General features: G+C 38.8%; 12 protein-coding genes. 8 read left to right on the forward strand and 4 right to left on the reverse strand.

Annotated elements, in window-relative coordinates; genetic code table 11:
- The first annotated feature begins 22 nt into the window (after positions 1–22).
- From ACE01U_RS00325 to ACE01U_RS00360, 8 genes are all read left to right on the forward strand, one after another.
- On the forward strand, positions 23–664 hold the full coding sequence (locus ACE01U_RS00325) for an alanyl-tRNA editing protein (protein WP_395553006.1): 642 nt from the start codon (positions 23–25) through the stop codon (positions 662–664).
- A 1-nt stretch (position 665) separates the two neighbouring features.
- The gene (locus ACE01U_RS00330; RefSeq protein WP_395553171.1) at positions 666–1,301 is read left to right on the forward strand and encodes a LysE family translocator; all 636 of its coding nucleotides are present in this window, start codon (positions 666–668) and stop codon (positions 1,299–1,301) included.
- Positions 1,302–1,569: 268 nt separating this feature from the next.
- Positions 1,570–2,325 carry a hypothetical protein gene (locus ACE01U_RS00335; RefSeq protein WP_395553007.1) on the forward strand — a complete coding sequence of 252 codons (756 nt, stop codon included), beginning with the start codon at positions 1,570–1,572 and terminating at the stop codon, positions 2,323–2,325.
- A 12-nt stretch (positions 2,326–2,337) separates the two neighbouring features.
- Positions 2,338–3,387, forward strand: a complete 1,050-nt coding sequence (locus ACE01U_RS00340) for a linear amide C-N hydrolase (protein WP_086209402.1) — start codon at positions 2,338–2,340, stop codon at positions 3,385–3,387.
- A 228-nt stretch (positions 3,388–3,615) separates the two neighbouring features.
- Complete coding sequence (locus tag ACE01U_RS00345; protein WP_395553008.1) at positions 3,616–4,239, forward strand: LexA family protein; 624 nt, start codon at positions 3,616–3,618, stop codon at positions 4,237–4,239.
- A gap of 19 nt (positions 4,240–4,258) precedes the next feature.
- A complete protein-coding gene (locus tag ACE01U_RS00350; RefSeq protein ID WP_395553009.1) occupies positions 4,259–5,554 on the forward strand; it encodes a Y-family DNA polymerase in 1,296 nt (431 codons plus the stop codon).
- A gap of 70 nt (positions 5,555–5,624) precedes the next feature.
- Positions 5,625–6,131: a GNAT family N-acetyltransferase gene (locus tag ACE01U_RS00355; RefSeq protein WP_395553010.1), complete on the forward strand. Its 507-nt coding sequence runs from the start codon at positions 5,625–5,627 to the stop codon at positions 6,129–6,131.
- 85 nt (positions 6,132–6,216) lie between these two features.
- Complete coding sequence (locus ACE01U_RS00360; RefSeq protein WP_151707358.1) at positions 6,217–6,564, forward strand: putative periplasmic lipoprotein; 348 nt, start codon at positions 6,217–6,219, stop codon at positions 6,562–6,564.
- A 928-nt stretch (positions 6,565–7,492) separates the two neighbouring features.
- Here ACE01U_RS00360 and ACE01U_RS00365 read toward each other — a convergent pair.
- The 4 genes from ACE01U_RS00365 to ACE01U_RS00380 form a co-directional block, all read right to left on the reverse strand.
- Positions 7,493–7,807: a hypothetical protein gene (locus tag ACE01U_RS00365; RefSeq protein ID WP_086209408.1), complete on the reverse strand. Its 315-nt coding sequence runs from the start codon at positions 7,805–7,807 to the stop codon at positions 7,493–7,495.
- A gap of 227 nt (positions 7,808–8,034) precedes the next feature.
- On the reverse strand, positions 8,035–10,017 hold the full coding sequence (locus ACE01U_RS00370) for a TonB-dependent receptor domain-containing protein (protein ID WP_395553011.1): 1,983 nt from the start codon (positions 10,015–10,017) through the stop codon (positions 8,035–8,037).
- Between the two features lie 120 nt (positions 10,018–10,137).
- Positions 10,138–12,354 (reverse strand): TonB-dependent siderophore receptor, encoded by a 2,217-nt coding sequence (locus ACE01U_RS00375; RefSeq protein WP_395553012.1) that lies wholly within the window; start codon positions 12,352–12,354, stop codon positions 10,138–10,140.
- A 515-nt stretch (positions 12,355–12,869) separates the two neighbouring features.
- The gene (locus ACE01U_RS00380) at positions 12,870–13,361 is read right to left on the reverse strand and encodes a flavin reductase (RefSeq protein ID WP_395553172.1); all 492 of its coding nucleotides are present in this window, start codon (positions 13,359–13,361) and stop codon (positions 12,870–12,872) included.
- Positions 13,362–13,529: the final 168 nt, after the last annotated feature.

Consider the following 13,529-nt stretch of genomic DNA (forward strand, 5'->3'; position numbering starts at 1 on the left):
CGAAATTTTGACAGAGATAATTATGACTCAAGCTTTATATCTATCCGACATCACTCAAGCTGAGGTAGAGGTTCTAAAGTGTGAACCCACTGAAGATGGTCGATTTGCCATTCAGCTCTCCAACACACCATTTCACCCGCAAGGTGGTGGCCAACCCAGTGATGTAGGTAAAATCAATGAAGTAGATGTACTTCATGTTGTCATGCAAAATGATCAAATTATTCATTATTCTAATCACGCCACTACATTAGGTCTGGCGCAAGCACGAGTTGACCTCAACCGACGACGTTATCACAGTCGCCTACACTCCGCAGGACACTTAATCGGGCATGTAATGCAAGCATTTGGCTGGGAACCTACCAAAGCACAGCACTGGCCAGAGGAATGCAAAGTCCAATTTGTCAAACAAGACCATTCTGAAGACCAAGATTTAGAAACTTTAGAGCTTCTATGTAATCAATATATTTCAAGCCAACTCGTCCGACTGACTCAACAAAATGCTGATGGCTACCGTGAAGTCAGTTTTGGCGATTTACCTGCATTTCCCTGTGGCGGAACCCATGTCCAAAATTTATCTGAAATTGGGACGCTCGAAATTACAAGCTATAAACTTAAAAAAGATAAATTAACCGTGAGCTATCGCGTTTCGGATGAGCATCAATAATATGTGGATGCAATATAGTTCAGAATTTTTAGCTTTGGCTTTGGTACATTTTCTTGCGGTCCTTTTACCCGGCCCCGACTTCGCCATTACGGTTAGAAATAGCGTGCGCTATGGCTATGCGATTGGTTGCATCACGGCTATTGGAATTGGTCTAGGAATTTCCGTTCATGTTTTATATACCCTTATAGGCTTGGGCATTGTTATTCAACAAAGTCCGTGGTTCATGCTTATTTTGAGAATAGCAGGCGCACTGTATTTAATTTATTTAGGTTGGAGCTTATTACGTGCCCCCTCTATCAATATTGATCCTTCATTTGAACAGGCATCCAATACCCCATTAAGTCGAAGCAAAGCCTTTATGACAGGCTTTATGACCAATGCACTTAACCCCAAAGCGACTATTTTTTTTCTGGCGATCTTTACTACACTGGTCAGCCCCACAACCCCGATGAAAGTGCAATTTGTTTATGGGGTATGGATGTGTAGCGTCAATGCACTTTGGTTCATGCTTGTTGCTGTTTTGTTTTCTCGCCCCATCGTTCGACAGCAGTTTTTAAAAATGGGCAAAAAATTTGAGCGAGTGATGGGACTCATATTAATCGCTCTGGCACTAAAGCTTTTATTTACTCATTTATGATGTTTTATAACTTCAACAACTATCTAATTATTCAGATTGCTTAACTACCGACATCCTGAATAATTAGATAAAAGATAAGCAGTAAAGTTTTAATCATTAAATACGAAGTCATCTCGCTAAAATTTGGCTTCACTTTAATTTCTTATATTTTGAAAATGCCTTTTAAAATAAAAATCATTAAAATAAATCTGTACTAAAAATGATCAAATCAGCCATACTGTATTTTTATATCACGTGGTAAAAAAATATACATAAAAAAGGGGCTGACATGAAATTTAAAACATATTTATTTCTTTCACTCGGTATTTCTCTAAGCCAAAGTACAATGGCAGAAAGCTTTACAGAGACCTTTCACGGCGCACCAAAACTAAATCTGAATCTATATGCCTTTGGTGCAGATGTCGATGGAAAAATAAGCCAAGGAAACTTGAGTTATGAGGTCGATCAACCTGCCAAAGAAACCATCAAGGAGCTAGATCATTCTTTTATGGCACACGTTGATCTGAGTAAAGGTCGCTGGGGACTTTTTCTCGACCACCAAACGGTTGAAACCTCTCAAGAAAAAAGTGCGATGTCTGTGCCTGTTGCTCTCAGCACCAAGTTGAATCAAGCCAGCTATGGGCTTTACTATCAAGCTTATATCTCTCCCGAAACCACTACTCAGAATTATCCAAAACTCGTAATAGAACCCACCATTGGGATAAATCACACCAAAGCAGAAGCAAACCTGAGTGCTTTAAACCAAACATTAAATATGGATACCTCATGGAACGAGTTTTTCTGGGGTTCTCGTTTTAAATACAACTTTGACTCAGCTTGGAACTTGGCATCAGAAATAACTTTTGGCGTTGAAAATACAATTTCTGCACATGCTTATTTGGGGTATCGCATTCCAATCATGAATCGAAACCTAAACATCCGAGCGGGTTATCGTTATTTTGACCAAGATTATAAAGCGAATAATTTTCATTGGGACATTCGACAACAAGGGCCAGTGATTGGCATTAATTTACCTATTTTCTAAGAGAGCATGATAATGAACAATGTATTAAAAAGAGTATTATTTGCCGCTGGAATATTTGTAGTAGCCGAAGCTGCTATGGCATGTACCCGTGTGGTTTATCTGGGCAATAATGATGTCATAACTGCGCGCTCGATGGACTGGAAAAGCGATGTTGGGACAAATTTGTGGATCTTACCCAATAATGTCAAACGTAATGGTATGGCAGGTCCAAAATCTATTCGATGGACATCAAAATATGGCAGTGTGGTTGCAACAGGTTATGACATTTCCACCACTGATGGCGTCAATGAAAAAGGGCTCATGGCAAACTTGTTGTGGCTAGTCGAGTCTGAATATCCAAATGTACAAACCGCTAAAAAGCCACCCTTAAGTATTTCACTTTGGGCACAATATGTTTTAGATAATTATGCCACAGTGAATGAAGCCATTCAGGCACTCGAAAAAGAGCCTTTCATCGTTGTGACTGACCAAGTTCCGGGTGAGAAACGTTTAGCGACACTGCACTTATCTATTTCCGATGCCACGGGTGATAGTGCCATTATTGAGTATATTAACGGTAAACAAGTGATTCATCATGGTCGACAGTACCAAGTGATGACCAACTCACCAACCTTTGATCAACAGCTCGCTTTAAATAGCTATTGGAAGCAAATTGGTGGCACAACCATGCTTCCAGGCACTAACCGCGCATCCGATCGTTTTGCCCGTGCTTCTTTTTATATCAATGCGATTCCAAAAAATGCGACCCCAGACCATTCGCTTGCCAGTGTATTTAGTGTCATCCGTAACACCTCAGTCCCTTTTGGCCTAAACACTGAAGAAGAGCCGAATATTTCCTCAACCCGTTGGCGTACGGTGGTCGATCATAAACGTGGTTTATATTTCTTTGAATCTGCCGTTTCACCAAATGTGTTTTGGGTCGATTTAAAAGAGATTAACTTTAAAGATGGTCAAACCAAAAAGTTAGAACTTGGCCCAGACCAAGCGATGACCTATGCAGGCAAAGCCAATGCTTCTTTTAAAGTCACCAAACCATTTGAGTTTTTAGGAACCAAGCCATAAGTTTTAGTTAAATCATAGACTTAAAGGTATAAACACTTCCCGTAATAGCCCTGCTCAAAGGGCTATTATTCACTCCAAATAAAGTTTCTTATGCTTATCTTTCACGACCAGATTTGACGTAGCCTTATTTATTAGCTGTTTTAAAATTTGAATTTTGACTCACATCAGCATATTCTAAACAGACCGATTTCACTTCCAAACACGCCTTGTTGCGTAGGAGTATTTATCATGTCAAAGAAGTTACCCATCTACTTCTCGGACGACGCATGGTCGTCTTTACAAGATCTCATGGGGCCCGAAGGTAAACCCAGCCCCACCATCAATAGTATGCTTGAGCAAATTGCGCAGCAAGCCGAATTTGTGGATCAACTTGGGCTGACACCTATTTTGCCTCAGTCCAAAGTCTCCCTTCCTGTCTCTTTAGAACGCATTCCCGCAGGTCCAGCCTTCAGCACAAAAGATGAGCAAGGCAAAGCCATTGATCTGAATGATTTTCTCATTCAAAACCCAATTGCGACGTTCATGGCTTATGTAGACAGTGAGTCAATGTTAGGTGTAGGTCTTGAAGTAAATGATCCGATTATTATTGATCGGAGTATTGAAGCCAAACACTACGACATCGTGGTGGCTTTAATTGATAATAAAGATTCCACCATTAAAAGGTTGATGATTACGAACAAAATGTCAAAGTCGGACATCAAAGACATTTTTGGGGATGAAAATTACCCTTTGCCTCAAATGTGGCTGAAAGCTGAAAACCCCGAGTATGAACATATTATTCCGACAGAGAATCAAACCTTTGTCATTTGGGGAGTAGTGACGTTTAACTTAAAACGTCTACACCACCGTTAAAAAAATAAGAAGAAGCAACATGAAAAATGAAACTGAAATATTCGCGCTCGTTGACGTGAATAATTGCTATGTCTCGTGTGAACGTGTATTTAACCCAAAACTGAATGACCATCCTGTCATTGTGTTAAGTAATAACGATGGTTGTGTCGTTGCTCGGAGTCAAGAAGCCAAGGATCTCGGCATTCGTATGGCGGTCCCTTTTTTCCAAATTCAAGAACTCGTCCAGCAGCACAATATTCAGGTATTTTCGAGCAACTACGCTTTATACGGTGCAATGTCTAGCCGCTTCATGCAGTTACTCGGGCAATATGTCGCAGCCGATGAACAAGAAATCTATTCTATTGATGAATGCTTTTTAAAGCTGACGGCCTATGAGCATTTATTCGATATCACGGATTATGCCAAAGACATGAAAGATAAAGCATGGCAATGGCTTGGACTTCCCTGCTGTGTTGGCATTGGTCGTTCCAAAACAGAAGCCAAAATAGCCAATCATCTAGCCAAAAAAAATAAGGCTCTAAATGGCGTGTGCAATTTGGCACACATGGACCCGTGTACGGCTGAATACATGCTTGCACATGTGGAGGTCGGTGAGGTCTGGGGCGTTGGTCGGCAGAACTGTAAAAAACTAAATGCCATGGGCATTCATACCGTTTTAGACTTGATTGAGTCTAATCCTAGTGAAATCAAAAAGCATTTTAGTATTGTCATGGAAAAGACTGTCCGTGAGCTTCAGGGAACATCTTGCATTAATATTGAGAGCGATAAGGTTGCCCATAAACAGATTATTAGTAGTCGCTCCTATGGACAGGCTGTTTATGATATTGATGACATTAAAGCCTCTGTACGCTTATATGTTGCCAGTGCAGTGAAACGTCTGCGTCATGATCGCTCTATTTGTAAAATGATCGGGGTGTATATTCAAACTGGCCGTTTTAATCAACAGGAACGTTACTCGCCCTATACCATTATACACATGCATGAACATACCGATGATTTGCTCAAAATCACACAGGCAGCGATGAAGGGCATTGATCAAATTTACAAGGCGGGGTTCAAATACAAAAAGGCTGGCATTGTCTTGTTGGAAATTATGGATAAGACTCAATTTGTACATGACCTTTTTACTGACTATAGCCATCAAAATGACCGTGAAATACTGTCCAATACGATAGATGCTATTACAGAGCGTTTTGGCAACAATCTAATCTCATTAGGGCTATGCCATGAGAAAAAAGAACCCTGGCAAATGAATCAATGCAATCGCTCCCCTGCCTATTTGACCAACTGGTCTGAGCTGTTTAGAGTTGGTTAAAATCACTCACTTAAAGAGCAAAGACTAACGAGCATTTTCAGCTCAACCCTAAACCGAGAAGGATTTGTGAATGAACATCATAATTCGAGACGAACAGCCAAAAGATATTGAAGCCATTGATACGTTGACTCGCGCTGCATTTTTAAATGCTGAACATACTAGCCACACCGAACAGTTCATTGTGAACAGCTTAAGAAAACATGGCCAACTCACAATTTCTTTGGTTGCTGTTGAAAATGGGGAAATAGTGGGTCATGTCGCTATTTCACCTGGATCTATCTCGACAGGTGCAACAGGTTGGTATGGTTTAGGCCCAATTTCTGTCTGTCCGACTAAACAAGGTTTAGGCATTGGGTCAAAGCTCATACAGACAGCACTTGAAAAATTAAAACAACTGGGTGCAAATGGCTGTGTGCTCTTGGGTGACCCAAATTATTATCATCACTTTGGTTTCCGTACCTCTCTAGAACTGACCCTTCCTGACGTCCCTAGCGAATACTTTCAAGCCCTGAGTTTCAATGGAGAAATACCTCAAGGTATTGTCCGTTACCATGAAGCATTTAATGCAACTATGTAAGGCAAATGTAAACGAAACTTTAAAACTTAAAATATAACAAATAGTATATATGTACACATGATTTATATAGAAAAAGGTAGACTTCATGAAAAATATATTAGCTGCGACACTCGTCACTTTGGCCCTAGTAGGCTGTACTTCTACACCAACCGAAAAAGTCACGCAAGAATCAATCGCTGCAGGCACATCAACACAAGTGATTCACTTTGTTGGCCCCATGGATTTAACCATTGAACTAAAATCATCCGATAACTTTGAAACAGCAATGATGACTGATAATTCTGATCGAACTTATATGCTTAAACATGTACCTGCTGCAAGTGGCATCCTGATGACAGATGGTAAAGGCGTATCTATTCACTTCAAAGGTGCTGAAGGTATTGTCGAGTTTGTCAAAGACAAACCGATCCAGATTACTGAATTCAAAAAATAAAAAAACAGTCTTCAACACTAAGATTGACCGCATAGACTTATGCACCGAAGCCCACTTTTAACGTGGGCTGTTTAAAAACAGTACAGTAGTACTTCATATAAATCTTTCACTTACTAAGTGTTATTTCAATTGAATATCAGACGGGAAATCTGGGAAAAAAACTTTAAAATCTTCTGCACTAACAGTCGCTAAATAAGTGAATGTTCGCCACTTGTTACTTTTTAGACTTCTCAAGAAGATCCAATCATTCGTACTTAACTCAATATCTCCAGAAATTCGCGTTTGAATTTCTACAGGAATCACACAAATCTCTCCCACCGAAATCAGCCTATTCGCCTTTATAGGCTGTAGTTTAAATCCAGTTACAGAGTAGTTTCCCTCCCTAACGAAATCCAACACATCGGCCAACCGCGATTCATATACCTCCCGTTCAATCCATTTACCATTCACATAATATTGGTCGTTATGCAGCCTATTAAAACGAGAAGAATAATTATATTTCTGATTTTATTTAATGAGTTGCTGAACATCACCATGCTTGAGAAGATCCAGTTCCTCTTGCATAAATTGTTTGAATAGCACTAAATGGTTTGGGCACTCTAAATCTTGTGCAAATGATGTTATCGAGATAAGTGCAAAAATGAGAGCACAGATTTTTTCATTTATAAAAACCTTATAATATTACAAAATTTGGAAGTGCATTTTTCAAACGATTGTGGGGTTTTTAACCCATGAAGAAAAATTTTACAATATTATTTATTAATCAATGCATTAAGTTTGAAATACAATAAAAAAACATATCAAATAATAGGCTTAATAATTCCCCTTAAAACAATGATTAATCTAAAAAATGGAGTATCTCAACTGATCTTCAATCCCCTCAATATTTCAGGCACAAGCATATAATTTTATTAAGTTCAGTGGTCTATCAATAATGATACCCAAGAGGGTCAGACCTATCCCAGTACTGATTCAGTTGAAGATTCAATTCTTCTTCACAGATACCCTCAAGAACATAAAAGAGTTTTAACACCCCTTCTCTTTCAAGAATCATGAGTTTGTATTTATCAAATTCTGCAAGCCCAGGTCGAGCAATGACTCTTTGAAATCCAGCACTGTAGATCACAGGAGCCGTGGGTTTTTCGTATTCACATGCCCATTCTAATTCTGTTGAATTAAAACCCACTGCAATACTTTCCCTTACTTTTCCAGCAGCAACTCCACCAATAACCCCAATTTTCACGGATATCACTTTTTATACGTTGTACTAAACCATCTATAACAGACCCATTTACATATACAAGCTTTTTATCTTAAGTAATTTCTCAACTAAGTTCTATTGCCTACTCATTTGATCTTATCAATCAAATACTTCTAGGCTATTAGCTCAACACTTTTATAGATAATTCCTCTTATCAAATGGAGCTAAAGAAGCACCTAATGCGCTTCTTTAGCTCATAACCGTTTAAATCAATACTTAAAATTAAACCCGACAAAAGCCGTTCGGCCCATTAAAATGTAATCAATGGAACGTGCGACATCATCGCGCTTGGTATTGGTTAAGTTTTTAATCCCCGCTTGCATAGTAAAACTTGGGTTAAATTGATACTGCCCACTTAGGCCTAAAACATGGTAATCATCTGATTTTTTACTCTTAGAAATGGCAGGCACATAAAGCATTTGACTTCCAATATATTGATAGTTGAGGTTCAATCCCAACGCATCATTCACACGCCAATCCAAAGCCATATTGCCTGTATGACGCGGGCTATAGTCGAGTTCTTTGTCTGTATCTTTATTTTTAGCATCTGAATAGGTGTAATTAAACTTCATACCTAAAGCATCATTCACATCATACTGGCTCTCAAGTTCTACACCTTTGACTGATGCTGAATGCACATTGGTATAAGTCATGACTTTAGGACGGTATCCTACTCTCCAACCATCGCTTACAATCATGTTTTTAATGTCATTATCGAAGTACATTAAACTTGCATAAAACTGGTCATTTTCATACACACCACCAAACTCATAACTTGTTGCCGTTTCTGGTTCCAAGTCCGGGTTCCCCACTACCTGACACATGCCACGGCAGGCCAATACTGAATATGTAGGATCGGATTGTGACAGACTCGGTGCTTTAAATGATTTACCAATTCCCCCTTTTAAATTAAATTGATCCGTGACTTGATAAACGCTATAAAAGCGTGGGCTGAACTCACTGCCAAAACTATCATAGTCATCAAAGCGTCCAGCAAAGGTCAGAGCGAGTCGGTCAAGTTTCCATTCATCTTGTAAATAAAATGCTGTTTGATTTACCGATGCAGATCCATTCAAGTTTTGATTATGCTCTAACTCTGTTTTACGGAACTCGGCTCCGCCAGTCACTAAGTGTTGTTCTCCAATATGACCGCTCAATTGGGCATCAACCGTATGATTGATCTGCTGAATATCTCCCGTCTTTTTATACAAATTGGTGATGATTTCTGAGTTATCCATCAAGTCTACGTTTTCATAGTAATAACGCAGTCTGCTGTTAATATCATTCCAATTTGCAGAATAAGTCAGCCCAACACTGGTACGGTCCATTTCTTGAATATTGGTCGGAAATGACAACCCGTAGTTGTTCCATACCGCTTTACGGTCATCTGAACGATGGGTTAAATCAACATCTAAAGTCTGGTTATCATTAATCAGCCAACTGACATTTGAAAGGATGCTAAAGCCTTTACGTTTTTCAGCAGCATCTGTATTTTTATAGATGCTTTGTTCAGAACGCCAAGCCTGCTGATCGACACCCTCAAGCACCAAATTTGCCAAGAGTTTGTTTTCTATCAGGCTGCCACCAATATAGGCACTTGCTTTATGAATTGCCCCATCATCCCCTTCAGTTGGTAGCTCATAACTATAGTTAAACGCGGTCTCTAATTGCTCACTTGGTTTCTTTAAAATAATGTTAACGACGCCGCCGAGGGCATCTGCACCATATATGGATGACATTGGACCACGCACCACTTCAATACGATCTACTGCAGCCAAAGGAATAGATGACAAATCAAAATCATTTGAATAATTAGGGGTTAATGCATCTCTAGAATTCACACGGCGTCCATTGACCAATATCAATGTGTAATCTGAGTCTAGACCACGAATTTTTATTTCTTTACGACCATACGCAGAGGACGTATTAATATGGATACCCGCACTCTGTTGTAAAGCATCTGCTAAGTCATAAACAGGACGTTTTGCTAAATCTTCTTGCGTGATAACACTAATCGTTGCTGGTGCACTTTTTTGGTCATGCTCTGTTTGACTGGCTGTGACTGTAATTGTAGCTAACTTCTCTGCGATCACTTCATCTGCAAAAGCCGTAGTAGAAAGAATGCTCACCCCTAAAATGCTTTGAATCGCAACACTCAAAACTTCCCGATTAAAAAAAATTTTATTTAACATATTATTAAGCTCATAATTATAAGTGATAATCGTTCGCAATTATATTGATTGGTAAATATTTTGCAATATTTTTGTATAAAAAAACCGCCTTTCCAGGCGGTTATTTTTACTAAATAAAATTTAAAATTTTGCGCGGACTGTAAACGTTACGTTTCTTGGCTCCCCCCAATATACGCCATTATAGAAGCCCACATTGAGATAGTATTTTTCATCAAACAAGTTATTAATATTTAAGCTTGCAGACAACTCATCACTAAACTTATAACTCGCAAAGGCATTTGCTAAATAATACGATTTTTGTACGACTGTTCCGCCATTATAAGCATTTTGTGGTGCGGTTCCCCAGTTTTGAAAAATTTCACTTTGCCAATTGACTCCGCCTCCAACAGTAAGTTTATTAGCCCCATTCCACCAATTTTCTGGCAATGTATAGCTGGTAAAAAACTTAACTTGGTTTTGTGGAATTGTGGTCGTTGAGTTTGATATTGCTGAACTCACACTATTCACATAGGTATAACCCGCACTTACATTCCAATTGTCTTGTAACTTACCAATAACTTCCGTTTCAAAACCATTTATTTTTAATCCTTTACCCGATGACATATAGGCTGTGTCTAAATCATCTATTTTCGGAACTTTGCCTTGGTCATATTCAACATCTGTAACGGCAAGATCTTTGACTGATGACCAAAATACTGCAGCGCTTGTTAATAATTGAGCATCAAAAAATTCAGCTTTAAGTCCAAGTTCTGTACTACTACCAATCTCTGGGTCCAAATAATTACCGTTTCTATCCCTTTTGCTTGAAGGTGTAAACATGTCGGTATAACTTGCATAAGCTGTGTAGCGATCATTGAAATCATAAAGTAACCCCACATAAGGAACAAACTGCTCAAAACTCCGAGGTTTTTCAGGTTTTTGGTTCATCAACCATGTCTTGGTTTTATAATCATAGGTATTAAAACGACCGCCTAGAATTAACTTGAGTGGATCGGCCAAATTTAAACGCAGGGTTGAATAATAACCAAATAGTTCAGTGGTGGTTTTACTCCCAGCCCCTGTTTTTACATAGGTCGGCTTTGGTAAATCCCCCGTCCAATCACGATAGTCTTGAATCACCGCTGGATAATCAATCTTTCGATCAACTTTTAGTGAGGTCGTCTCTGATTTAAAGCCACTGTAACCTACAATTAACTCATGTTCACGACCAAATAGCTGAAAAGGACCTGTTGCATATAAGTCTAAATTGAGTTTTTTACTCTCTGAGTAAGGTGCTACCTGTGTCCATATACTCAGACCTTTACCTGTTGAAGGATCTGGGAATCCACTTCCGCCGTAAGCAACTAACCAACTATTATCCGATGTACTATGTGCAGCAGCCGCTTTTACCATCCAGCCGTTGTCAAATTGATGCTGAATATCTGCAAAAATAGTTTCATCTTTATGCTTAATTGCACTCCAGTCTGTCGTTAAACTAAAGTTTCGTGGCAAGTGAGCAAGACTACCATCCGCATTAAAGTAAGGAACGGTTCCCCACGTCGATCCCTTAGGGTCATTGTCTTGATACTGAAATCCAAGCGATGCGGTTGTATTATCGGTTAAATCTGCTTCTACAATGGCCATGGCCGCAGTTGACTTTAGCTCATAGAAATCCATATAGGATTCTTTATCCGTATATGCAGCCATTACCCTACTACGTACACTGCCATCTTGAGTCAAGGGAATCGAGACATCAGCTGTTACACGAGTATTATTCCAGCTTCCATAAGTTGAACTTACACTCCCGGAAAAGTCTTTATCTGGGCGTTTACGTACCATATTAATCGTCGCTGACGGATTCCCTGTTGAACCCGTTAAGCCACTCGCCCCTTTAATTACCTCAACACGATCAAAGAAAAAACTGTCTGCCCTTGGGCTATTATCGCCCACTGGCATGCCATCAATTTGTCGGTTGGTAATAGAAAAACCACGAGCATAATAACTTGAACGCTCACTATCTTGTTTGCTAACAGTGACACCTGGTGTCGCAGCCAATACATCATCAATGCTCACAAGATTACGTTGCTCAATCTGTTCCTGCGTGACAATACTCACAGACTGCGGTGTTTCTTTTAAACTTAGATTTAACTTCGATGAAGATTTTGATTTATTTGCTTTAAAACTGCCTGTTCCTTCAGTTTGATCAGTGATTGTTGCCTTGGAACTAATCGTCGCAAGTGTTGCTGTATCTGTGACTTGATCCTGCTCAGTTGCCCAAGCAAAATGCATTACTCCTCCATAAATTAAGATGGATTGAACAGCAAAGCTAAGGGTCTTTATTCGAAATTGTGAATTCATAATGTAGATTGAGTTAACTTTTGTGAGAATAATAATTATTATCATTATAATTTGTGATGTAAACTGCTAATGCCACCTCACATGATTGATAAAAAAAATGATACTTTTTTTGATGTCATAAAAATACCGCCTACAAGGACGGTTTATCTATATATTTCAATCAACTATATGAAAAAAATAAAGTGAAAATGTATACCATAATGCGGATATAAATTATAGATTTCTCATAATTACAAAATAAAATATGGTATTGGTACTATTTTTTTACGTTGATATCTTATCTAAATAGCAATTCTAAAGTTCAACTTCCCTTTAAAATATACATATTAGACAATCAAATAAAAAACACATTATCTATATAAATAAGCTAATGAGTACTTCAATCATGATAATTACTCAACCCACCGTCTATTATTAAGAAATACCAAAACAACAAGAAAAGGCTCATGTAGAAAACATAAAAGAAGTTTCATTTATGAATAAATCGTTTTATTGCATGTACAATAAAACCAAGTTTAAACATTTTCTGTCTGTCCCACCTGATGATAAGCACGATTAAAATAAACCAAGCTTTGATCCTGTTGGCTTTGCTGAATAGCGACAATACGACACATAAACACCGTATGCGTCCCAACATCTTGAATGTCATCAATCTCACAATCAAAATTAACCAATGCATCCTTTAAAACAGGTGCCCCTGTTTCTAGCTCCGTCCAAATACCATGTTTAAAACGCTCTTCAGAAGTCATTTTGGATGCAAAGACGTTAGAAATATGCTGATGCTGTGCGCCTAAAACATTCACGGTTAAAATTTTATTATCTACAAAATGTACATGTGAACGAGAAGCTTTGTTCATACAAACCAATAATGTTGGTGGTGTATCAGTGACACTACACACAGCTGATGCGGTAAATCCATGACGATCAGACATACCTGCCGTGGTCACGACACTCACTGCACTGGTCAATAAAGACATCGCATTTCTAAAGTCTGTTGCTTCGATCATCATTTTACTCCTACACTGAACCGTACATTTTGTTTAGATTTGGCGATACCGTACTTCAATCAGATCGGCTATATCTAAAACTGCGACATAATGAAAATGAGGACTACCCGTTTGATCAACAAGGCAAGAGCCTATCCGACAAATCAAAGTAGCCCTTTTTATCACTCG

The sequence above is a fragment of the Acinetobacter halobius genome (assembly GCF_044130335.1).
Taxonomy (GTDB): domain Bacteria; phylum Pseudomonadota; class Gammaproteobacteria; order Pseudomonadales; family Moraxellaceae; genus Acinetobacter.

What these genes read in the sequence shown, in the direction of transcription:
- ACE01U_RS00355 (WP_395553010.1), top strand. Translation starts at nt 5,625, where the DNA reads ATGAACATCATAATTCGAGACGAACAGCCAAAAGATATTGAAGCCATT.
- ACE01U_RS00350 (WP_395553009.1), top strand. Translation starts at nt 4,259, where the DNA reads ATGAAAAATGAAACTGAAATATTCGCGCTCGTTGACGTGAATAATTGC.
- ACE01U_RS00345 (WP_395553008.1), top strand. Translation starts at nt 3,616, where the DNA reads ATGTCAAAGAAGTTACCCATCTACTTCTCGGACGACGCATGGTCGTCT.
- ACE01U_RS00330 (WP_395553171.1), top strand. Translation starts at nt 666, where the DNA reads ATGTGGATGCAATATAGTTCAGAATTTTTAGCTTTGGCTTTGGTACAT.
- ACE01U_RS00360 (WP_151707358.1), top strand. Translation starts at nt 6,217, where the DNA reads ATGAAAAATATATTAGCTGCGACACTCGTCACTTTGGCCCTAGTAGGC.
- ACE01U_RS00335 (WP_395553007.1), top strand. Translation starts at nt 1,570, where the DNA reads ATGAAATTTAAAACATATTTATTTCTTTCACTCGGTATTTCTCTAAGC.
- ACE01U_RS00380 (WP_395553172.1), bottom strand. Translation starts at nt 13,361, where the DNA reads ATGATCGAAGCAACAGACTTTAGAAATGCGATGTCTTTATTGACCAGT.
- ACE01U_RS00375 (WP_395553012.1), bottom strand. Translation starts at nt 12,354, where the DNA reads ATGAATTCACAATTTCGAATAAAGACCCTTAGCTTTGCTGTTCAATCC.
- ACE01U_RS00370 (WP_395553011.1), bottom strand. Translation starts at nt 10,017, where the DNA reads ATGTTAAATAAAATTTTTTTTAATCGGGAAGTTTTGAGTGTTGCGATT.
- ACE01U_RS00325 (WP_395553006.1), top strand. Translation starts at nt 23, where the DNA reads ATGACTCAAGCTTTATATCTATCCGACATCACTCAAGCTGAGGTAGAG.
- ACE01U_RS00340 (WP_086209402.1), top strand. Translation starts at nt 2,338, where the DNA reads ATGAACAATGTATTAAAAAGAGTATTATTTGCCGCTGGAATATTTGTA.